Source organism: Pseudoflavitalea sp. G-6-1-2, from assembly GCF_012927185.1.
In the GTDB taxonomy this organism is placed as follows: domain Bacteria; phylum Bacteroidota; class Bacteroidia; order Chitinophagales; family Chitinophagaceae; genus Pseudobacter.
In genome coordinates this window covers 860172-880383 of the sequence record NZ_JABBGB010000001.1, presented here as the reverse complement: position 1 = coordinate 880383, position 20212 = coordinate 860172, and the positions used below count along the sequence as shown (strand labels likewise).

The following is a 20212-nucleotide window of genomic DNA, read 5'->3' as shown; positions in this document are numbered from 1 at the left end:
TCCGTTTATCAGCGGCCTTTGAAAGCATTCCATCCCTGTGCGGTGATGGGGTGCGTATGACCTCCTTTGGTGATGATCTTAGCGCCTTGTTCCGGTTCCGTCATGTAACCGATAACGCTGATCTGTTCATTCAAAACGAGTTTATCGTATTCAGATTGTGGGAGCGTGAAGAGTAATTCATAATCTTCTCCGCCGCTGAGTGCACAGGCGGTGGGGTCGATCTCGAATTTGAAGGCGGCACGCTTCATATCTTCCGAAAAAGGAATTTTATCTTCATACAATACTACACCCAGCTGGCTCTGCTTGCAGAGATGCAGGATCTCCGAGCTGAGACCATCGCTGATGTCGATCATGGAAGTGGGTTTGATATTGTTCTGTTCGAGGAACTCGATAATATCTTTCCGTGCTTCGGGTTTCAGCAGGCGACCGATTACGTATGATTCATTTTCCAGATCGGGCTGCAGCTGCGGATGTTCCAGATAGATCTTCTTTTCCCTTTCGAGAAAGAGCAGTCCTACATAGGCAGCGCCGAGATCGCCGCTGCAGCAAAGCAGGTCGCCTTTTTGTGCAGTGCTGCGTTTTACGAAATTACCCGGACTTACTTCACCGATAGCAGTAACCGAAATTATCAATCCTTTCTGTGAAGTGCAGGTATCTCCTCCGATGAGGTCAACACCATATTTATCGCAGGCGGCATATACGCCTTCGTAGAATTCGTCGAGTGCTTCGAGACTGAAGCGGCTGCTGAAACCCAGCGCTATGGTGATTTGCGTGGGAGTAGCATTCATAGCGTAGATATCGCTGAGGTTCACAATCACGCTTTTGTATCCCAGGTGTTTCAGCGGGGTATACATCAGGTCGAAGTGAACGCCTTCGATCAACATATCTGTGGTGACCACGGTTTGTTTACCGAAATGATCGATCACGGCTGCATCGTCACCTACACCCAGAACGGTGGAGGCATTGTGGATCTCTATGTTTTTAGTGAGGTGATCGATCAAACCGAACTCACCTAACGTGGATATTTCTGTACGTTCTTCACTCATTGCAAAAAATTTTATTGCTGATCATTGATCCATTTGAGCAATTCGTTGTGGATCTTTCCATTGGTTGCTACAATCTGCGGCTGATGCGGGCTGTAGTAATTGCCTTTGAAGTCGGTTACTTTACCACCCGCTTCTTCTACGATGAGGAAACCGGCGGCGCTGTCCCATGCCTGGAGTTTGTGCTCATAGAAACCATCGAATCTTCCGGCGGCAACCCAGCACAGATCCATGGCGGCTGAACCGAGACGGCGAACAGGAATTCCTGCGCGGATGAAACGGCCGAACGCTTCGAGCGGGCCATTGGGCTGATTCAGATACGTGTAAGGGAAACCGGTTACCAAACAGCTTTTCAGTACTTCAGACTCCGTGCTTACGTGGATCTGATCGCTGTTGAGTGTGGCGCCTTTTCCTTTTTCGGCAACATAGAATTCTTTGAGGAAGGGATTGTAAACCGCTCCAAGAATCATTTCGCCATTTTTTTCGAGGCCTATTGAAACGCAGCAGATGGGAATGCCATGAGCGAAGTTGATGGTACCATCGATAGGGTCGATGATCCACTTGTACTCACTGTCCATTATTATCTCACCCGTTTCTTCGCTGAGGATATAATGATCGGGGAAAGAGGCACGGATACTTTCCAGTATCGCTTTCTCCGATGCATGATCCGCTTCGGTTACGAGATTGTTGATACCTTCTTTGTGGCTTATCTGCAGGTTTTTGCTGTTGAAGTAGTGTTGCAGCACTGCTGCCCCCGCTTCGGTGGCATTCAAAAGGGTTTCCTTTAACATGGAGCAAAGATAGGTTGTTGTTGAAGAAACTGGTTATTTTCGTAATATCATGTTGCTGTCTGTAATTATTGTAAACTACAACGTAAAACACTTTCTCGAACAGTGCCTCTGTTCGGTGATGAAGGCTGCCGGCAGGCTGCCAAAGGGCCAGTGTGAAGTGATAGTGGTAGATAATCTGAGTACAGACGGAAGCATCGAAGCGCTTGCTCCGAAATTTCCTTCGGTAATATTTATACAGAATCCCGAAAATGCGGGCTTTGGCCGTGCGAATAATCAGGCATTGCCATTGTGCAAAGGGGAGTTTATACTTTTCCTGAATCCCGATACTATTGTTGGAGAGGATTGTTTCACTGTCTGCATCGGCCAGATGCAGCGGCAGCAGCAGATCGGCGCGCTGGGAGTTCGCATGATCGACGGTGGAGGAAAATATTTACCAGAGTCGAAGAGGGGGTTTCCTACACCGTGGGTGTCTTTCTGTAAACTGGGGGGATTGATCAGATTGTTTCCGGCTTCGCGGGTATTTGCCCGTTATTACATGGGCCATTTGCCCGAAAACCGGAATAATGTTGTGGATGTACTGGCAGGCGCTTTTATGCTCACAAGGAAGGTTGTGCTCGATAAAACCGGTGGTTTCGACGAAAGATTCTTTATGTATGCCGAGGATATCGACCTGAGTTACCGAATCAAACAGGCTGGGTACGAAAATTTTTATTGTGCAGACACCAGCATCATACATTTTAAGGGAGAAAGTACGTTAAAAGATATACGCTATGTGCGCAGGTTCTATGAAGCGATGATCCTGTACGTGCGCAAGCACTATAAAGGAGTGGGAGCCTGGTTCTATGTGATGTTGCTGAAAGGGATGATAGCCATCCGCAGCCTGATACAGCTGAAACCTGCACCGGTACCTGCTTTGAGCACAAAAGAAACTATAGCGGTTACTGGAGACGAACAGGCAGTAAAGGCCATCATGAGAGGGTTGGGAGAAGACAAAATTACCAACGATCCCAATCAGGCAGCCGTGTTGATCTATTGCGAAGGGCCTGGCTATCCGTTCACCGAACTGATCGGCAGCATCGGCAAAACAGGTTCCGGCAAACGTGCTTTTGTGCATGGAAGCGGCACAGAATGCGCGGTGGGCAGCGCTTCCAAAGAAAGGCAGGGAGAGGTGATTCTCTTCAAATTACTGTCCGAAATGCATTTAAACCCTTAATTTTGAATTTGCCTGATCAAACAGGAATAACCGAATGGCGTTAATTGATATTTCATTACCCAGATCTATTGCCAGAGCACTACGATTGCCTGAAAGGTCGCCCAAGCGACAGCAGATCAGGGTATTAAAGAAACTACTGAAGAAAGCCCGATTCACTGAGTTCGGGCAGGAATACCGGTTTGACGAGTTGTTGCTTAGCAAACATGCAGGAAAGAAATTTCAGCAGCATGTTCCCGTATACGATTACTCTAAGATCTATGCAGAGTGGTGGCATAAAGCACTCGAAGGAAAACCCGATGTGTGCTGGCCTTCCAAAATAAAATTCTTTGCACTCAGCTCCGGCACCTCCGAAGCAGCGAGCAAGTATATTCCTATCACCAATGATCTCATGCGCGGCAACAAGATCGTAATGATCAAACAGCTGCTGTCGCTCAGAACCTATCACGATATTTCTGTAAGAAGCATCGGCAAGGGATGGCTTATGCTCGGCGGAAGCACCGATCTGCAGAAAGGTCCTACCTATTATGCAGGTGATCTTAGCGGCATCACCGCCAAGAAAGTGCCTTTCTGGTTCTCTCCATTCTATAAGCCCGGCAAAAAGATTGCCCGCACCAAAGACTGGGATGAGAAACTCGAAGCCATCGTAGAACAGGCCCCCAACTGGGATATCGGCTTTGTAGTAGGTGTACCTGCATGGATTCAGATGTGCATGGAAAAGATCATCGAACGCTACAACCTCAAAACCATTCACGACATATGGCCTAACCTGGCCTTCTTTGTGCATGGCGGCGTGAGCTTCGAACCCTACAAAAAAGGATTTGAGAAATTAGTGGCCAAACCACTTACTTATATCGAGACCTATCTCGCTTCCGAAGGTTTTATTGCTTATCAGGACAGGCAGTATGCCAAAGGCATGCGCCTCGCGCTGAACGATCATATCTTCTTCGAATTCATTCCGTTCAACGACGAGAATTTCGATGCCGAAGGGAATGTGGTGGAAAACCCGGAAACACTGATGATCCACGAAGTAGAAGAAGGAAAGGATTACGCCATTCTGCTCAGCACATCTGCCGGCGCATGGCGTTACCTTATCGGCGACACCGTTCGTTTTGTGGATACGGAAAGAATGGAGATCATCATCACCGGCCGGACCAAACACTTCCTCAGTCTCGTAGGCGAGCACCTGAGTGTAGACAATATGAACAAAGCCGTTCAGCTCGTGAGCGACGAACTGAATGTGTACATTCCTGAATACACAGTAGCCGGCGTTCCGCACGGATTGTTCTTTGCCCATCACTGGTATGTTGCCTGTGACGATAAAGTAGATCCGGAACTGCTTCGTACAAAAATCGATTGCAAACTGAAAGAGCTCAACGACGATTACGCAGTTGAAAGAGGAAGCGCATTGAAAGATGTGTTTCTCACCATTCTCCCCGAAAGCAAGTTCATGGAATTTATGACCATGAAAGGAAAAGTAGGAGGGCAGCATAAATTCCCGCGTGTAATGAAAGGGAAGATGCTCGAAGACTGGAAGACCTTTGTTCAGTAATTACCGGGCACACCGGTAATTTGTTCACGGTCGTAACGTCTAATTGTGTAAATTGTCACTTTAAAACTTATTTCCTTTTATAATTACGCATGTGGCAGGCCATTGTCAGTGGATTAACGCTTGGTTGTATTCTTGCCTTATCGGTGGGGCCTGTGATCTTTACCATTATTAAGCAAAGTCTGGTGAATGGTCATACCGGTGGATTCTCTTTTGTTGCCGGTGTATGGGTCAGCGATATCGTAATGGTAGTTGTAGCCAATGCCTTCTCTGCATTGGTGGCGGAAATTTCGGAATATACCACTGTAATTGCCTACTTCGGTTCTGCCTTTCTGCTGCTGATGGGCATCTATTACCTGTTTTATAAGAAGGTGTCGCTGCGAACAGATGCAGACGGACAAATGATGAAATTCCGGAAGCGCGAAATGTTCAAAATATTTTCCAGCGGATTTCTGATCAATACGCTCAATCCAAGTGTTTTACTTTTCTGGGTAGGAACCGCATCGGCCTTTGCTGCGAAATATACTTTCAATGAGCGGGTGCTGATCTTTACAGTTTGCATAGCCCTTAATATTGTTGCGGATGTTGCCAAGGTTCTGCTCGCAGGACGACTCGGCAACAAATTAACCATCAACAATATCTCGATAATCAACAAGGTTACAGGTGTTATTCTCGTGGCATTCGGTGTTGCGCTGCTGTATGGCGCGATATTTCTGAAGGATGCAGTCTTAACAAATCATTAGATGAATTACAGTTTCGGCTGTACTAACTTGTTGGCGAATGAAATCATCTATACTCACCTTATTATTTTTATCCTTCACCATTCTCTCCTTTTCGCAGGAATCAGATTTCATTATTCTGAAGAAAAAGAATAACCGCACTGTTGCAACATATACTGCAGGCAGTTTTCTCAGTTGCAAAATGCACAATGGGTTTGAATTGCATGGCTTCATCAGCAAAATCAGCAACGATTCCATCTATGTGATGCAGCAGGAAATAAGAATGTTCGGCACCGAATTCGGCTCCACCCTCGATACTGTTTTTTACCGCCTGGCATTCGACTATCGTCAGATAAAAAGATTCAATTACGAAAAAGGCACCGATCGCTTTGGCAGGGCCAGTGGATTTTCTGTGATTAGTGCACCCGGCCTTATGATGGTTGGAGGTGTAGGTTTCATTGCATTGGAATCTATCAACACCCTTATCAGAGGAGATTCTTTCAGCGACAATAATAAACTTGTTTCATTAGGCATCGCCGCAGGCGTTGCAGCCGCCGGCTATTTTTGGATGTTGCAGAAAACCAGGAAAGAAAACAGCAACGGCAAAATGAAAGTGGTGTATGTAAAAGCAGGCTCCATCAAATTCAATCCTGCTGTAGAAAAATGGAACGAACCCGAATAGCTCTGTTCAGGTTAATGCCTGTCTGCACTTTGCCACTCAGACTGAATTAGTATCTTGCAGCCAAAGCTGCAAAAAGGATGGCAATAAAAACCCGCGGTTTAGGTCTTAAAGTCTTACGGTTTCTCAAACGGTTGTTTATCTTCCTTTTCTTTTTTCAATTATTCTACATCTTCCTGTGCAAATGGGTTGATCCTCCCATTACGCTCACGCAACTGGGAAGCTGGATTACAGGGAATGGATTGAAAAGAGATTATGTTGATATGGACGAAATGAGTCCGTATGCAAAACTCGCGGTGATCTCCTCCGAAGACCAGCTCTATCCCGATCACAGCGGATTCGACTGGAAGCATATCGAAAAAGCGATGGAATACAACAAGCGCAAACCCGGCCGTGTTCGTGGAGCCAGCACCATCAGTCAGCAGGTTGCCAAGAACGTTTTCCTCTGGCAGGGCAGAAGCTGGATCCGTAAAGGACTTGAAGTGTATTTCACTTTCATGATCGAAAAGATCTGGGGCAAGAAAAGAATACTCGAAATGTACCTGAACATTTCAGAAATGGGTCCCGGCATTTTCGGTATCGAAGCCGCCTCACAGGAATATTTCAAGAAACCCGCCAAACAACTCTCGCGTCAGGAAGCAGCTATGATTGCAGCCTGCCTTCCCAATCCAAAGAAATTTACGGTGAAACCAATGTCCGCATTTGTGGCCGGAAAATATCCGTGGGTGATGCGCCAGATGAACAATCTGCAGAATGATCCGGATATTCAGACTTTGCTGCAATAGGCAAATCCTTATTTCACTTCAATATCGAAACTGGTAGAGTTCAGCGTGTAGAAACCGGGGATGCAGGTGCTGATCCCAAACTTCGCCGTGTAATCACCCGGCGGCAAGCTAACAGGTATCTTTACCTGATAATTAAATGATGTATCCCTGATTTCTTTCAGGGTACAATGCAAGGGAACATGAACAGCATCTTGTTTGGAAGAATAGAAACTCACTGCGAGAAACGCATCTCCTAAATCAGGTTGCTGATAGAATCGAAGATAATTGCGTGGCGATACAATATTGCAATCGGCTGAAAACACCCCTTTGTTTATGGTGGCCGAATGATTGGTTTTCACCATCACTTTGCTGAAAGCATAATATCGATCGGCTGTATAGGTGGTCAACGAATCGGTTTGAGGCAGCGCATCCGAGTAGAGCCCATTTTTTCCGCCGTGCGCTTTTGTAATCACCATCACTTTTTTACCGATCATCGAATCTTCCACAGGCCAGAAATTGTAATTATTTCTGCGATAGTAAATGCTGTTCAGCGACATGGTGGGTTGCCCCGAATAGAACCAGTATTTCGATGCCCGCTGATACGAATCTGTGAATACCACCGGCAACCCTGCTGCATGCCGATGCACTGCATTCACCCAGGTTTTGTTTCCATGAACTTCATCGGACTTGATACCGAGCCCGGTTGATGGAAAGAAAGATGAAAGGTATATCCTCGTAAGCAAAACCAGCACCAATGTGATGGGTACGCTTTTCATCAGCCATTGCTGTCTTCCTGCATCATTGATCAATACCTGATAACTCAGTATCATCAGCGGTATGAAAGCGGGTAAAGTCCAGTTGGCTTCCACACGTCCTTTGAAAGTCATCAGTAGAAAGAACGCGTAGATGCCGATCAGCGAAAATTTCAAAGCCCGCTCCAACGGCGCTTTGGGTTTGAACTGAAAAGCTGCCCAGAGCAACAGCCATCCCATCAACGGACCCGTCAGTGCAATCTGCCCTAACAGGTATTCGATAGTGTAACTGGGTTTGTATACATCTGCGCTGCGTTCAAAAAGATGAAACTGTACAGAAGGAAAACCGTGCTGATACTGCCAGTACAAATGCGGAGCAAACAGCACTGCTGTGAATAAACCCGCTATCCATGTCTGGTATTTTTTGAAAAGAGAGAAATCGGAAAGCAGCGTGAAGAAGATGATCAGCACGCCATGATACTTGCTGTACAACATCAACGCCATGCCGAAACCCAGCAGCAGCGCGTTCTTCAGGGAGGCATCGGCGCTGAATCTTTTATACAGCCAGAAGAAAAGCGCCACACTGAAAATGAGCGGAGCATCGGGCACGGCAATGATGCCTCCGATCTGTGCTGCCACCATAGTGAAAGCAATGCCATAAAAGAGGTAATCGTTCTTTTGCGGAATCAATTTTCTGGTGAGGAAAATCGTAGCGGTATTGAGGATAACCGTAAAGAACCTTACGCCAAACTCATGTGGAAAAATTGCATAACCTGCTTTTATGAGAAGGGCAATCATTGGGGGGTGGTCAAAATAACCCCATGCCGGAAACCGGGCGTATACCCAATAGTATGCTTCATCATCAATCAGTTCAGTAAAACCAGCCTGAATGAAATTGAGGATAATCCATGCGCCATAAAAAAATGCTAGATGATGTTTCCGGATGGTGGCTAACATACAAGTATCAGGAACAATTCAAATGCCAGCAAAGTTCAGGATTGGCGCATCAATTTTTCTACGGCATCCACGGCTGTACTGCGTCTGCGCTCATAGTTTCCGGAGATGTCAATCCATGGAACAGATTGGTTGATCATGATGTCTTTGTGGATATGATAGAGTTGTTTGCGTGATTCGAGATCGGGGTATTCGCGGAGTTCGTCGCGCACCCAGGGGAGATCGATATTGCAAAGAAGATAGAGATCGTATTGGTGTTCTACTATCTGATCGAGTATCCATTGATGGCAGCGCTGAAAAACAAATTCGCACCAGACCTTCATTACATACTGGTCTGTGTCTATGATCAGCGGACCAGCAGGTGAGGAACTTTTACTCAATGCAGCTGCGTATTCGTCTTCAAGATCGCGCTGACCCTGAGCAATGGTGAGCAGATTATCGTAGGTATAATCAGTTCCGTTTTTCAACAGGTATTCACGTGCGTACTCAGGCACCCAGGGAGTACCGAAGTGATCGCTCAGCTGTTCGCAGAGTGTGCTTTTGCCTGTAGATTCGGGGCCTATGATCACGATCTTTTTCATCGACTCGCTCTTTTTTTCCATTCAATCAATCCTGCTATTGCCAGTACCAGCAGTACCAGATAATAAACGCTGGTGAATACAAGATGTTTTACAAAGTAAAGTGGGATAGAAGCGATATTGGTAATGATCCACCAGTACCAGCTTTCCACTTTTTTCTTAGCCATCAGCCACATGCCTGTGTATGCAGATGCGGAGGCGAGTGCATCGGCCCAGGGGATGGCTTCGGGAGCAAAATCGCGTTTCAGCCAGCGCAGTGCCGCAAAAATTACGATATAAAATGCTGTGAAGAAGGCGAGTTGCTGCATCCATTCTCTCCGGGTAGAAAACCGGATGTTTACTACCAGTTGTTTTTGCTCATCTTTTCTGGTCCAGAGTATCCAGCCATAAATGCTCATTACGGTGTAATACAGATTCACACTGGCTTCGCCGATGAGGTGATATTGCAGGCTGAGATAAATGTAGATGATGGTATTTACGATACCGGTAGGGTAAACCCAGATATTCTCCACTCTCGAAAACCACACGCTGGCAATGCCGGCGATTACAGCCACATACTCCAGCAGGGTTGTGCGCTGCATGCCATCGAGGAATTGTTGGATAATGTCGGCCAGGCTCATAAATGAATATGGAATGCAAGATACAGCAGAAAGCAACACTGGTTTTAGAGTGAATCATTTCAGATATTTGAATCTATAAAAATCACAATGATGTCATTTTACCAAAACAAAGTGGTTTGGATCACCGGTGCATCGTCCGGAATCGGGGAGGCGCTGGCCATAGAACTGGTTAGGCAGGGAGCAAAGATTATTGTGAGTTCCCGGAGAGAGGAAGAGCTCAAAAGAGTGGCGCAGCAAACGGGCGATGTTGCCAAAGTGCGCACGCTGGTACTCGATCTCGAAAAACCGGAAAGCTTTGAAATGGCCGTGAACAATGCTATTGCTTCATTCGGGCAAGTGGATATAATGATCCACAATGGAGGGATCAGTCAGCGTTCCAAAGTGATCGATACATTACCTGCAGTGCAGCGGAAAGTGATGGAAGTGGATTACTTCAGTTATATCGAACTCACCAGATTACTGCTGCCGCATTTTCAGCAAAGGCAAACCGGACATTTTGTAGTGATCAGCTCTGTGATGGGAAAGATCGGAACGCCTATGCGTTCTGCCTATGCCGCCGCCAAACATGCGCTGCATGGATTTTTCGATTGTCTTCGTGCGGAGATCTGGCCATTCAATGCAAAAGTAACCATCATAACGCCGGGATATATCCGAACCAATGTGAGCAGAAATGCCATGACTGCTACCGGGGCTGCACTCAATGAAGAAGGAAAGAATATCGGCAGTGGATATGCTCCTGATAAAACTGCGAAGCAGATTTTGCGGGCAGTTGAAAAAGGGAAGTATGAGAAGTATGTAGGGAAGCCGGTTTCAAAAGAAAGAATGGCAATCTGGCTGATGCGTTTCTTTCCAACGGTTGCCATCAATATATTCAAGAAGGCGGTTCCGGAATAAAGAGTGGGCTGAAAGCTACGATGGGCAAGGGTTTTAGCGACTAGGCGAAATGTTGTTTTTCGCAGAGAGATTTCAGATTCAGCAAACCCTGTTCAAATTGTTTCTGGAGGGTTTTATTGATCATCAGCCCCATCAATCTGCCGATGGGGTAAGGGAGATCGCCATTGTTCTGCCAGGTGATTTTTGTTTCGCCGTTTCCCCATTCTTCGAAGACCCAGTTGTCGCTTGCGCTGGCGCGCCATGGTTTGAGAAATTCGAGATCGAAGTGAACGTGTTTAGCGTCGATATCACGAAGGGTTAAACTTCCTTCCCCGATCTTTTTTCCTTTCCAGTGATATCGGTGGCCGGCTGATTTGGGAGTGCCGGTAATTTCCTGCAGACTGTCTGGTTCGGTCTTCTGCCAGGGGTTCCATTTGGCATAGAAGTTCAGGTCTGCAACCTTACCCATTACATCGGCAACAGGTTTTGCTATGATGATGCTTTTTTCGACGAGATAACTGTTTGGCAACAGAACAGCTATCAGCAGTGCTGCCACAATCAGCAGACCCAGTATCAGCAATATTGCATACACAACAACCATAAGCAAGCGGTTTACCTAATTTACGTTAATCAACGGCAAAAGTCAAGCCACGCCTTACTGTTTCGACAACACAAAAAAAGCCGCTCCCATAGGAAACGGCTTTCAATAATATTTGAAAGAAGCATTACTCGGCTTCGGCAACTACTTCTTTTACTTCGGGGATCATGCGTTTCATCATTCCTTCGATACCCGCTTTGAGGGTGATCATGGAAGATGGGCATCCGCTGCAGCTTCCCTGTAACATCAGGTTTACCACACCTTCTTCGTAGCTCTTGAACTGAATGGCACCACCATCCATTTCCACGGCTGGTTTCACATAGTTTTCGAGCAGTTCTTTGATACGTTTTACCACATCATCATCATCGGCGGCAACGAGGTTGCTGCTTTCCGGTTTGATAGCGGCCACTTCATCTTCATTCACTACCGCTTTGTTCTCTTCGAGATATTCTTTCAGGAACTGGCGAATGGTAGGAATCACATCTGTCCACTCTGTATCTTGAGTTTTAGTGAGCGTAACGAAGTTGCTGGCGATGAATACGGCTCTGATAAAAGGAAAGCCGAACAGTTCAATAGCGAGCGGAGAAGGTTTTGCGCTTTCCACATCAGGAAAATCGATGCTTTTACCGGGGTACAACAGCTTATTGGCCACGAATTTCATCGTTTCCGGGTTAGGAGTCATTTCGGTATAAATGCTAATGACAGGATTTCCTGTTTTGATCATAGTACACGTTGTTTACTTGCAAAAATAACAAAGACCGGCCAGCAATTGTTTTTTAATTCGGGAAAAGCACCTGCGACAAACGAAAATCTGCCGTTCAGGAATGCGGCTCCGGATTATGCAGTGAGCCATTGCCGATTAAATTTTCTTCTTTACAAACGAAATGCCTGCTGAATTGTTTATACGGGAGAAGAATGATCGCAATCATCTGCATGGGCATGATTGTGAACCCGGCAAAGACGATAGTTGAGCAAATGGGCAGCGATGATGGCAATAACAGCGAAAGGAAGGATCCAGAACTGTAAATGATGCCATACCTGCTTGGCAATCAATAAGATAATGCCGGCAGAAAACAAAGCCCAGGGAACAAAACTATGATGATGTTTCTTATAGCCATGCCAGAGCGAATAAGATCCGATAGCAAAGGCGAGGAAGATCATGAAATATTCAAAAGGCTCATTTTCAATGATATTGATACCAAAAACGGGCAGGCTAGTTAGTACCAATGGTAAAATGGCGCAATGTATTGCGCAAGCCAGCGAGGTGGCCACACCCCATGCATCCCAATTTATCCTGCTCATAATGCAAAGATAAAGGGAGGAATCAATATTCTGCAACTTTGTTGCAAATAATTTGTCAAAACCGAAAATTTGATGATTATCGCCTCAGGCGGGCTTAACTTTGCCATTACCCTCACCGTAATTATATAGAAGCAATGAACAAGAAGAAAGTGTTTTACTACGTTGGATTTTTTGCGCTGCTGACTGTGGTATTTTATTTTGGTCTTACCAAAGCGATACCCGGATTTGGAAAAGTAAAGCTTCCGATACTGAGCAATGTTCAGCCTTTTCATTTTGTGAATCAGGATGGCAAACAGATCGATGAGCGTGCGGTACAGGGAAAAGTATATGTAGCAGAATATTTCTTCACCACCTGCCAGAGCATCTGCCCTATCATGAATAAGAACCTGGTAGCTGTGTATGAAGAATTCAAAAACGAAGAGGGCTTTATGATCCTGAGCCATACCTGCGATCCGGAAACGGACAGCGCTGCTCAACTGAAACATTATTCCGACTCCATGAAAGTAGATAACAAGCGATGGATGTTTGTAACCGGCAGAAAAGACAGCCTGTACAATTCAGCCCGCAACAGCTATCTGCTCGATGATCCGAAAAATAATCTTACCTCTATCGACCAGCAGTTTCTGCATACGCAGTTCATGGCGCTGGTAGATAAATCCGGAAAAGTTCGTAAAATCTACGACGGACTGAAGAAAGACGAACTGGAAGAACTGAAGCGCGATATCCGCGATTTGCTTGCGGAACCCGTATCACAGGAGCGTTTCAGCAATAATATGTTTGGAAGTTAAGAACAAAAAGGAGAATGAACATGCACAGTACAAAGCAAACCGATATTCAGATCGACCATATTCTAAAGCATAATCAGCTAAGCGTAACCGATAGCAGAAAGAAGATCCTCGAACTTTTTCTGCAATCGAACGGAGCGCTGGCGCATGGCGATATTGAAAAGAAGACCGGCGAGAAATTCGATCGGGTTACGGTTTACCGTACTCTGCAGGTGTTCATGGAAAAAGGAATTATTCACACCATCCCCACTGCCGACAATGCTGTTCGCTATGCGCTTTGCAAAGATGAATGTACCGAAGGGCATCATCACGATAACCATGTTCATTTCGTGTGCAATGCCTGTGGAAATACTATCTGTCTCGAAGAAGTGCATGTACCTGAAGTAAAGCTGCCTAAAGGATTTCAGCCCACAGAAGTTCAAATGATTGTTTCAGGAATCTGCAAAGAGTGCCACTGATTGGATACTAACGTGCTCGTATACATTGAAAATCAATAGCTGCTTTAACCGCTGAGTGGTTAACTAAAAAAATAAAGCCCCGATGTGGAAACAACGGGACTTTTGGTTAAGGCTCTGATTAGTAGCTAGTTTATGATGTCAGATGAATTTCTTCATCCTATCAATTGCATATATTGAATAACAAAGATAAATGTTAGAGCGAATAAATCGTATACCACTAACTGGGTATTTTTTTTCCGGCTGTAGATTAACGTTTTGATTCGAGTTCTTTCTTAACAAAGTTCATCAGTGTTTGAATATGTTCAGGAGAAAAGTTGAACACCAGGCCAGCAGCCTCATACAGCTCAGGCAAGGTTCTGGTTCCACCTAAACTCAATGCTTTCATATAGTTGTCTAAAGCAGCTTCTTTGTTTTCACGGTATTGCATCCACAGTCCAATCGCTCCAAGCTGCGCTATGCCGTATTCGATATAGTATAAAGGCACTTCAAAAAGATGCAATTGGCGCTGCCATCCTGAATAACGATAACTTTCCAATCCTGAGAAATCGATCTCTTTTGAAGAAAACTCATTCAGAATTTCATACCACTTTTCGGCTCTTTCTTCCAATGTATGATTGGGGTTTTCATATACCCAATGCTGAAACTTATCGATGGTTGCAATCCATGGGAATATGGTGATCACTCGCTCCAGCTGGTGCTCTTTTGCCCGAATCAGGTCAGATTCCTGATCGAAAAAGACATCCCAGCTGTCCATTGTCAATAATTCCATGCTCATGCTGGCCACTTCTGCGATCTCCATTGGATAATCTTTGAATGAACTCAGCTTCAGCGGATGTGCGAGGAATGAATGGATGGCGTGCCCACCTTCGTGAACCATGGTAGTTACATCGCCCATTTGTCCGGCGGCATTCATAAAAATGAACGGAGCGCCACTTTCTGCAAGTGGACAATTATAACCTCCTGGTGCCTTTCCTTTGCGACTTTCGAGGTCAAAATGCTTCAATTCGTCCATTTTTCGCAGACAATCGGCAAAAAACGGGCGCAATTGTTCAAAAACTTTGATGCTCTTCTCCAGCAATTCTGGTCCGGTTTTGAACGGACTCAGCGGCGTGATGCCTGCCGGTTCTGCCTCGATATCCCAGGGACGGAGGGTATCCAGTCCGAGCTTCTCTTTCTTCTTGCGATAGATGGCATCTACCAATGGAATCACATGCAGTTTCACGGCTTCGTGGAACTGATAGCAATCTTCTTTGGTATAGTCAAAACGGCCTAATTCTTTGAATTTATAGTCACGATAGTTCGAAAAACCGGCATTTTTGGCCAATTTATCGCGTTTTTCGATCAAAGTTGAAAAGAGGGTGTTCAGTGCATCTTTGTCTTCCAGTCTTCTTTTCTGGATGGCATGATATACCGATTCGCGAAGGCTTCTGTCTGGATTCTCCAGAAATTTCGATGCCTGTTGAAGTGTATATTCCTGGCCATTCACCTGAACGGTCATTTTTCCGGAGATCACCCCGAACTGCTGTTGCAGCACACCGAGTTCCGATTGAATGGGAATATTTTCTTCGCGGAACAGATCGATGCTTTTTTTCACACCACGGAGGTAGGTGAAATATTCTTTCTGATCGAGTTCCTGTGTAAATGGGTTTTCGATGAGTTTGCGGTTCAGCAGATCTGCATAGGGCTGAATCTTCGGTTGAATCTCTGTAACAAAGAATACGAATGCTTCTTCGAGCGATTTGTTTTCGGTGTCGCAGGTCATTTTGATCTGGCGCCAGCAGGCGTCTTCACTGATCACGGCTTCGATCTCACTCATATCGAGCAGCCATTTTTCCATGTCTGCACCGGAGTTGATCGGGCGATCGAGCAGGTCTTTGAAATAAGGTTCCAGCGTTTCCCAGTTGGTAACTGTAAAATCAGCGGGCAAAAAATGACGGGGAGTTTTTTGTATATCAGCGCTGTAATGCATAGGAAATAATTGATTGTATTAAAACTACAAACTCCAGGAGAGAATGTTTCCTGGAGTTTGCATGCTATAGACCTATTAACATTATTTTTTTGCTTTCTTCTCTGCTTTTTCAGCATCAGAAGCAGGAGCAGCCTTCTTTTTGGCAGCTTTTGGCTTTTCTTCGCCTTCAGCACCTTCTTCTTTTTTCGCTTTTGGAGCGGCTTTCTTTTTAGGCTTTTCTTCTGTTGCTTCCGCACCTTCTTCAGCAGCCTTTTCTTTTTTGGCAGCTGGCTTTGCAGCTTTCTTAGGTTTTTCTTCAGCTGGCGCTTCGGCAACCTCTACAGTTTCTTCAACTGGCTCTTCTTCAAACTCTCTGAGTTTGATTTCAACATTAGCGCCTTTGAGAATGGTGAACCATTTCACGATCTTCTTCATGTCGCTGGAATACACGCGCTCGAAGTCGAGATCAGGGAATACAGTCTCAAAATATTTTTTAAGTGCGCCGGCATCTTTACCGTCGGGGAGTTTGTCTCCGCCATTGCTCATAGCAGTGAAAACTTCCACCAGGTTTACGTTGTCGCGAACGGTATAAATTTCAATGCTTTCCAGGTGGGAAAAATTGTGGATCCGGCTGGAAACGAACTTTGTGGTTTTGTCTTCCAGTGACCGAACGATGGCCCCGTCATTTTTGCTGCTTACTAATTCAAACAATCCGGGTAACCCTGTTACCGATACGATTTTTCCATATTCCATATCAACCATGTTTTTTAAAGGATATGCAAGATAATCCGAAAATCCGGAAAACCTGCCCAAATCTTCGCGGCACTTTGCACGCAGGGCTAAATCAGGGAAAGATCCGCTGAAATGCTGCCGGCCCGAAAGCGGGTCTGATCCATTATTCTGCGGCCCTCCGAAAAAGCGCAGCTGTTCAAGGGTAACCGGTTAAACTGAGTAAGCTTCTCCCCGTCAAAAAAAGCCGATTGGGTGAATAACAAAACCCTGCGCAGGTTTTTTGCGGAAGCCGGCATCCAATTGATCGGGTTTTATCATTTCAACTTAAATCATTCATGCAATGAAAAAGATCTTCCTGCTGATGGCAGCTGTTATGCTGTCTGCTACAATGGTGGTAAAGGCACAGGGTGGCGGCATGCAACGCCGTACCGTTGAAGAGAATGTGAAACTGGTACTGGAAAAACTGGCGCCGCTGAGTCTCGACAAAGATCAGACCGTCAAAACCGACACAGCGCTCACCCATTACTTCAAAGACCGCGATAAGATGTTTGAAGAAATGCGGAACGGAGGCGGAGACCGCTCGCAAATGCGCGAAAAAATGATGAAACTGAGCAGCGATCGCGATGATGAACTGAAAAAGATCTTCACAGACGATCAGTTCAAAAAATGGAAAGAAGAAATAGAACCAGCCATGCGTCCGCAACGTGGCGGCAGAGGTGGTGGCGGACAATAACTATTGCCCCATCCAGGATTTGAATGCACTTACATTCTCCTGACTGATGATCACTTCTTCGTGAAGTGGCGGCTCCACTTCGAGCAGCAACTTGCTTTTGGGATAGGATTTTATTCTCTTGATGGCACTCATGTTGAGCAGATACTTTCTGTTCACGCGATAGAAGAGAGCAGGGTCTAACTGACTTTCGATATCGCTGAGCGACTGATCGAGAATAAATTTCTGTCCCTTCGCATCTACCAGGCAAACCAGTTTATGCGCCGCATAGAAATAAGCGATGTCTTCTGTGCGGATGCTCTGGTAATCGGTTCCGCGTTTTACGAGAAATCGTTTTTTATAACTCCCCGCAGGATTGGTGGTTGGCCAGTTAACCAGATTCTGGTAATTGGCTGCAAAATACTGCTTCACTTTATCGTGCTTCTTCATGGCTGCTTCGAGCTTTTCCTGCTTCACTGGTTTCAGCAGGTAGTCGATACTGTTATGTTCGAATGCTTCCTGCCAGTATTCGTCGTAAGCAGTTACAAACACAACCGGACAACTGATGCTTACTTTTTCGAATATGCGGAACGATAATCCGTCTGTAAGTTCGATGTCCATGAAGATCAGCTCCGGTACCGGGTTCTGATGCAGCCAGCTCACTGTTTCTTTAATGGTTGCAAGTATGGCTGCTACCTGTATCGACGGATCGAAAGCGGCCAGTGCCTTTACCAGTTTTTCCGCTGCGGGTTTTTCGTCTTCAACAATAATAACTGTCATATCACGTGATTTTTAGCACCGGCAGTCGAACCACAAAATGATCATTTTCTTCTTCGATGATCACTTGCCGGTTAGTGGTGAGTTTGTATCGTTCCTGCAGATTGGCCAAACCGATCTTCGAAGAAGGTTTGCGCAGCAGTTTCTTTCTGATAGGGTTTCGCACAATCAGCCATCCATGCTGCATTTCAACTTCGATGGTCAACGGAAAAGATGCTGAAAACTCATTGTGCTTGATGGCATTCTCTGCCAGCACCTGCAATGAGATGGGAGGAATCAGAAACTGATCTGCATCCTCTTCCGGAATGGTCACCACCAATTGCACGGCATCTTCAAACCTGATCTGCAGGAGGTAAAAGTAATCATTCAGGAAGTTCAATTCTTCGCGAAGCAATACTAATTCTCTTCTTTTGCTTTGCAGGATGTATCGGTATACATCCGCCAGGTTGTCGTTGAACTGCCGGGCCTTTTGCGGCTTCTCTTCTATCAGGTGCGACAATGTATTGAGCGAATTGAAAATAAAATGCGGGTCGATCTGATTGCGCAATGCTTCGAGTTCAGCTTCTGCTTTCGCCTGATGCAATTGTGCATTCTTCACCATTTCACTTTCAGATTCTTTCACCAGAAAAACAGTTTCGTACACATGAACAATAAACAGCACTGATATCATGATGATCAGCGTTGATTCTGTGATCACACTCCAGTTTACAATGCCATGCATAAAGATCTGATACCAGGTGATGAGCAACAACACACTCACCGGAATGGTAAAGAAAGATGCTGCGAGAATCAGCACAATCACTTTACGTAAAGGTTTGTTGAACCAGTTGAAATAACTTCGGAGTGTAAACAACAGATAGCGGTTTCCTTCCCATATCAGTAATGATAAACCGATAGTGTAGAGATAACTCAGTTTAATCTGCCAGTGTGTGAATTTGGTGTGATCGACCAGGTTAGCTATCAGTGGAATGAGAATACCAAAGAAGGGAACCAGTACCAGCCGGAAGCCAATATCGTTCACCCGCATGTTTACGGGAGTTTTCGTCTCCGCTCTCTTTGTATTCGTCGCCTCTTTTTCCACTCCGGTGCTGTTTGAATTGTTGCGTAAAAATTAGTGAAATAGATTCGAAGTACTGTTGACCCGCAGGAATTATTTGACTACAAAAATAAGAAATGATGATAGTGCATTCAGTAAATTGGTTAGCGGTGCTTGTGGCCGGTATTTCTGCGCTGGTGATGGGAGGCATCTGGTATTCGCCTGCCCTGTTTGGCCGGGTTTGGATGAAAGAGAATCATCTTACCATCGAAGAACTGCGAAAGAGCAATAAAGGCAGAATCTTCGGATGGTCTTTTGTGCTTAGTCTGATAGTTGCCTCCAATATGGGCATGCTGCTGGCAGATCCTGTATCGCATATCGAAGGAGCACAACAATCGATGCGATTGCTGGAAGGTGTTCTAGCAGGTTGCGGAACAGGTGTTGGTGTGTTTGCATTTGTGGCAGTGATCGGTTTATTTGAAATGAAATCTTCCCGTCATATTTTTATCAATGGCGGTTATTGCATACTGGCTTCTGCATTGATGGGCGCTATCATCGGCGCATGGCGCTGATACCGGGTTCTTCTTCCAATAAAAAAAGGCAGGCGTTTAGGCCTGCCTGTGGTATTTTCTGATCAGCTGTTATTTCTTCGTTGATTTTATTTCAAACATTTTCATTTCTTTCTGACCAGGCATGGTAGCGTACATTTCCATGGTGGTGTGTTTGTCGTCGGTGATGGTGAAAACCTGACGATGATGGCAATCCTGTCCACTCATGGGTTCTTTCATAGTTCCCGTCATGGTGAAGGATTTTGTAGCAGGATCGTAATCACCTTCGAGGTACATGATACCGGTTCCTCCATTGTCGATCCAGGTATTTACAAATTTCTTCTTTGTATTGTCATACCCGAAAATGCTGATGCCTTCAAATGGCTGACCCATGAAAGTGCCGGTGAATGTTGCTTGCTGGTAGCGGCCACCAAGGATCATTTTATCAACGCTGGTTGCCTTGCTGGTGGTAGGCGGTTTGTCCGGACTTTCCCACATGGTCATTTCGTTCTCCCATGTGCCATTGAGATTGGCTAATAACTTATGATTATCGCCGGGAGTCTTCGCTGCTTCCCATGCCTTCATCATGGCATCTTTGTCCATGGGAGGAGGGGGAGTTTCGGTACCAGAAGCTGCAATCGGTGTTGAAGACGATGTGTCTGTTTTTGAGGCGCTGTCCGTTTTCTTTTCATTCGCTGCGTTATTGCAGGCAACTGCTAAAAAGGAGAGAACGCCGAGGGCCAAAGCTATCTTTTTCATATGGCAAATAATTTTAAAGTAATTTACT

23 protein-coding genes are annotated in these 20212 nt (G+C 45.5%); 10 read left to right on the top strand and 13 right to left on the bottom strand.

Features of this window, described 5'->3' with window-relative positions; all coding sequences use genetic code 11:
* Positions 1–8: 8 nt before the first annotated feature.
* Complete coding sequence (gene thiL / locus HHL16_RS03720) at positions 9–1046, bottom strand: thiamine-phosphate kinase (protein ID WP_169423793.1); 1038 nt, start codon at positions 1044–1046, stop codon at positions 9–11.
* An 11-nt stretch (positions 1047–1057) separates the two neighbouring features.
* Positions 1058–1834, bottom strand: coding sequence for an inositol monophosphatase family protein (locus HHL16_RS03715; RefSeq protein ID WP_169423792.1), 777 nt, complete (start codon positions 1832–1834; stop codon positions 1058–1060).
* Positions 1835–1883: 49 nt separating this feature from the next.
* Here HHL16_RS03715 and HHL16_RS03710 point away from each other — a divergent pair, with 49 nt between their 5' ends.
* The 5 genes from HHL16_RS03710 (at position 1884) to mtgA (ending at position 6776) form a co-directional block, all read left to right on the top strand.
* Positions 1884–3047: a glycosyltransferase family 2 protein gene (locus HHL16_RS03710; RefSeq protein ID WP_169423791.1), complete on the top strand. Its 1164-nt coding sequence runs from the start codon at positions 1884–1886 to the stop codon at positions 3045–3047.
* Between the two features lie 34 nt (positions 3048–3081).
* Positions 3082–4596 (top strand): GH3 auxin-responsive promoter family protein, encoded by a 1515-nt coding sequence (locus tag HHL16_RS03705; RefSeq protein ID WP_169423790.1) that lies wholly within the window; start codon positions 3082–3084, stop codon positions 4594–4596.
* A gap of 89 nt (positions 4597–4685) precedes the next feature.
* Entirely contained in the window at positions 4686–5336 is a 651-nt protein-coding gene (locus tag HHL16_RS03700) for a LysE family translocator (RefSeq protein WP_169423789.1), read from the top strand.
* 37 nt (positions 5337–5373) lie between these two features.
* Positions 5374–5994 carry a hypothetical protein gene (locus HHL16_RS03695; protein ID WP_169423788.1) on the top strand — a complete coding sequence of 207 codons (621 nt, stop codon included), beginning with the start codon at positions 5374–5376 and terminating at the stop codon, positions 5992–5994.
* Between the two features lie 77 nt (positions 5995–6071).
* Complete coding sequence (gene mtgA / locus HHL16_RS03690; protein WP_169423787.1) at positions 6072–6776, top strand: monofunctional biosynthetic peptidoglycan transglycosylase; 705 nt, start codon at positions 6072–6074, stop codon at positions 6774–6776.
* Between the two features lie 8 nt (positions 6777–6784).
* Here the strand turns inward: mtgA and HHL16_RS03685 are convergent, their stop codons facing one another.
* The 3 genes from HHL16_RS03685 to pnuC form a co-directional block, all read right to left on the bottom strand.
* The gene (locus HHL16_RS03685; RefSeq protein WP_169423786.1) at positions 6785–8305 is read right to left on the bottom strand and encodes a glycosyltransferase family 39 protein; all 1521 of its coding nucleotides are present in this window, start codon (positions 8303–8305) and stop codon (positions 6785–6787) included.
* A gap of 194 nt (positions 8306–8499) precedes the next feature.
* Positions 8500–9042 carry an AAA family ATPase gene (locus tag HHL16_RS03680; protein WP_169423785.1) on the bottom strand — a complete coding sequence of 181 codons (543 nt, stop codon included), beginning with the start codon at positions 9040–9042 and terminating at the stop codon, positions 8500–8502.
* Positions 9039–9659: a nicotinamide riboside transporter PnuC gene (gene pnuC, locus HHL16_RS03675; RefSeq protein ID WP_169423784.1), complete on the bottom strand. Its 621-nt coding sequence runs from the start codon at positions 9657–9659 to the stop codon at positions 9039–9041. Before pnuC ends, HHL16_RS03680 begins: the two co-directional genes overlap by 4 nt.
* A gap of 90 nt (positions 9660–9749) precedes the next feature.
* Between pnuC and HHL16_RS03670 the strand changes: the two genes are divergently transcribed.
* Entirely contained in the window at positions 9750–10553 is an 804-nt protein-coding gene (locus HHL16_RS03670; RefSeq protein ID WP_169424970.1) for an SDR family oxidoreductase, read from the top strand.
* Between the two features lie 40 nt (positions 10554–10593).
* On the opposite strand, the gene HHL16_RS03665 is transcribed toward HHL16_RS03670, so the two are convergent.
* The 3 genes from HHL16_RS03665 to HHL16_RS03655 form a co-directional block, all read right to left on the bottom strand.
* Positions 10594–11133 carry an SRPBCC family protein gene (locus tag HHL16_RS03665; protein WP_169423783.1) on the bottom strand — a complete coding sequence of 180 codons (540 nt, stop codon included), beginning with the start codon at positions 11131–11133 and terminating at the stop codon, positions 10594–10596.
* A 124-nt stretch (positions 11134–11257) separates the two neighbouring features.
* A complete protein-coding gene (locus HHL16_RS03660; protein WP_169423782.1) occupies positions 11258–11854 on the bottom strand; it encodes a NifU family protein in 597 nt (198 codons plus the stop codon).
* Positions 11855–12030: 176 nt separating this feature from the next.
* A complete protein-coding gene (locus tag HHL16_RS03655; protein ID WP_206022243.1) occupies positions 12031–12432 on the bottom strand; it encodes a MerC domain-containing protein in 402 nt (133 codons plus the stop codon).
* Positions 12433–12566: 134 nt separating this feature from the next.
* On the opposite strand from HHL16_RS03655, the gene HHL16_RS03650 reads away from it, so the two are divergent.
* Positions 12567–13220, top strand: a complete 654-nt coding sequence (locus HHL16_RS03650; protein WP_169423781.1) for an SCO family protein — start codon at positions 12567–12569, stop codon at positions 13218–13220.
* A 20-nt stretch (positions 13221–13240) separates the two neighbouring features.
* Positions 13241–13675, top strand: coding sequence for a transcriptional repressor (locus tag HHL16_RS03645; protein ID WP_169423780.1), 435 nt, complete (start codon positions 13241–13243; stop codon positions 13673–13675).
* A 247-nt stretch (positions 13676–13922) separates the two neighbouring features.
* On the opposite strand, the gene HHL16_RS03640 is transcribed toward HHL16_RS03645, so the two are convergent.
* Together HHL16_RS03640 and HHL16_RS03635 are read right to left on the bottom strand one after the other, a co-directional pair.
* Positions 13923–15644 carry a M3 family oligoendopeptidase gene (locus HHL16_RS03640; protein WP_169423779.1) on the bottom strand — a complete coding sequence of 574 codons (1722 nt, stop codon included), beginning with the start codon at positions 15642–15644 and terminating at the stop codon, positions 13923–13925.
* 81 nt (positions 15645–15725) lie between these two features.
* Positions 15726–16376: a DUF5606 domain-containing protein gene (locus HHL16_RS03635; protein ID WP_169423778.1), complete on the bottom strand. Its 651-nt coding sequence runs from the start codon at positions 16374–16376 to the stop codon at positions 15726–15728.
* A 319-nt stretch (positions 16377–16695) separates the two neighbouring features.
* Here HHL16_RS03635 and HHL16_RS03630 point away from each other — a divergent pair, with 319 nt between their 5' ends.
* Positions 16696–17088, top strand: coding sequence for a hypothetical protein (locus tag HHL16_RS03630; protein WP_169423777.1), 393 nt, complete (start codon positions 16696–16698; stop codon positions 17086–17088).
* Here the strand turns inward: HHL16_RS03630 and HHL16_RS03625 are convergent, their stop codons facing one another.
* Both HHL16_RS03625 and HHL16_RS03620 read right to left on the bottom strand, forming a co-directional pair.
* On the bottom strand, positions 17089–17844 hold the full coding sequence (locus HHL16_RS03625) for a LytTR family DNA-binding domain-containing protein (protein ID WP_169423776.1): 756 nt from the start codon (positions 17842–17844) through the stop codon (positions 17089–17091).
* A 1-nt stretch (position 17845) separates the two neighbouring features.
* On the bottom strand, positions 17846–18922 hold the full coding sequence (locus tag HHL16_RS03620; RefSeq protein WP_346766821.1) for a histidine kinase: 1077 nt from the start codon (positions 18920–18922) through the stop codon (positions 17846–17848).
* Between the two features lie 131 nt (positions 18923–19053).
* Between HHL16_RS03620 and HHL16_RS03615 the strand changes: the two genes are divergently transcribed.
* Positions 19054–19449 carry a DUF1761 domain-containing protein gene (locus tag HHL16_RS03615; protein ID WP_206022241.1) on the top strand — a complete coding sequence of 132 codons (396 nt, stop codon included), beginning with the start codon at positions 19054–19056 and terminating at the stop codon, positions 19447–19449.
* A 69-nt stretch (positions 19450–19518) separates the two neighbouring features.
* On the opposite strand, the gene HHL16_RS03610 is transcribed toward HHL16_RS03615, so the two are convergent.
* Entirely contained in the window at positions 19519–20184 is a 666-nt protein-coding gene (locus HHL16_RS03610; protein WP_169423774.1) for a DUF1579 domain-containing protein, read from the bottom strand.
* Positions 20185–20212 lie beyond the last annotated feature (28 nt).

Bases quoted from the DNA above. Each gene is read 5' to 3' on its own strand.
- HHL16_RS03715 (WP_169423792.1), bottom strand. From the start codon at position 1,834: ATGTTAAAGGAAACCCTTTTGAATGCCACCGAAGCGGGGGCAGCAGTG.
- HHL16_RS03705 (WP_169423790.1), top strand. From the start codon at position 3,082: ATGGCGTTAATTGATATTTCATTACCCAGATCTATTGCCAGAGCACTA.
- HHL16_RS03680 (WP_169423785.1), bottom strand. From the start codon at position 9,042: ATGAAAAAGATCGTGATCATAGGCCCCGAATCTACAGGCAAAAGCACA.
- HHL16_RS03645 (WP_169423780.1), top strand. From the start codon at position 13,241: ATGCACAGTACAAAGCAAACCGATATTCAGATCGACCATATTCTAAAG.
- HHL16_RS03710 (WP_169423791.1), top strand. From the start codon at position 1,884: ATGTTGCTGTCTGTAATTATTGTAAACTACAACGTAAAACACTTTCTC.
- HHL16_RS03670 (WP_169424970.1), top strand. From the start codon at position 9,750: ATGTCATTTTACCAAAACAAAGTGGTTTGGATCACCGGTGCATCGTCC.
- HHL16_RS03635 (WP_169423778.1), bottom strand. From the start codon at position 16,376: ATGGAATATGGAAAAATCGTATCGGTAACAGGGTTACCCGGATTGTTT.
- HHL16_RS03650 (WP_169423781.1), top strand. From the start codon at position 12,567: ATGAACAAGAAGAAAGTGTTTTACTACGTTGGATTTTTTGCGCTGCTG.
- thiL (WP_169423793.1), bottom strand. From the start codon at position 1,046: ATGAGTGAAGAACGTACAGAAATATCCACGTTAGGTGAGTTCGGTTTG.
- HHL16_RS03700 (WP_169423789.1), top strand. From the start codon at position 4,686: ATGTGGCAGGCCATTGTCAGTGGATTAACGCTTGGTTGTATTCTTGCC.
- HHL16_RS03640 (WP_169423779.1), bottom strand. From the start codon at position 15,644: ATGCATTACAGCGCTGATATACAAAAAACTCCCCGTCATTTTTTGCCC.
- HHL16_RS03655 (WP_206022243.1), bottom strand. From the start codon at position 12,432: ATGAGCAGGATAAATTGGGATGCATGGGGTGTGGCCACCTCGCTGGCT.
- HHL16_RS03665 (WP_169423783.1), bottom strand. From the start codon at position 11,133: ATGGTTGTTGTGTATGCAATATTGCTGATACTGGGTCTGCTGATTGTG.
- HHL16_RS03610 (WP_169423774.1), bottom strand. From the start codon at position 20,184: ATGAAAAAGATAGCTTTGGCCCTCGGCGTTCTCTCCTTTTTAGCAGTT.
- HHL16_RS03660 (WP_169423782.1), bottom strand. From the start codon at position 11,854: ATGATCAAAACAGGAAATCCTGTCATTAGCATTTATACCGAAATGACT.
- mtgA (WP_169423787.1), top strand. From the start codon at position 6,072: ATGGCAATAAAAACCCGCGGTTTAGGTCTTAAAGTCTTACGGTTTCTC.
- HHL16_RS03625 (WP_169423776.1), bottom strand. From the start codon at position 17,844: ATGACAGTTATTATTGTTGAAGACGAAAAACCCGCAGCGGAAAAACTG.
- pnuC (WP_169423784.1), bottom strand. From the start codon at position 9,659: ATGAGCCTGGCCGACATTATCCAACAATTCCTCGATGGCATGCAGCGC.
- HHL16_RS03695 (WP_169423788.1), top strand. From the start codon at position 5,374: ATGAAATCATCTATACTCACCTTATTATTTTTATCCTTCACCATTCTC.
- HHL16_RS03685 (WP_169423786.1), bottom strand. From the start codon at position 8,305: ATGATTGCCCTTCTCATAAAAGCAGGTTATGCAATTTTTCCACATGAG.
- HHL16_RS03630 (WP_169423777.1), top strand. From the start codon at position 16,696: ATGAAAAAGATCTTCCTGCTGATGGCAGCTGTTATGCTGTCTGCTACA.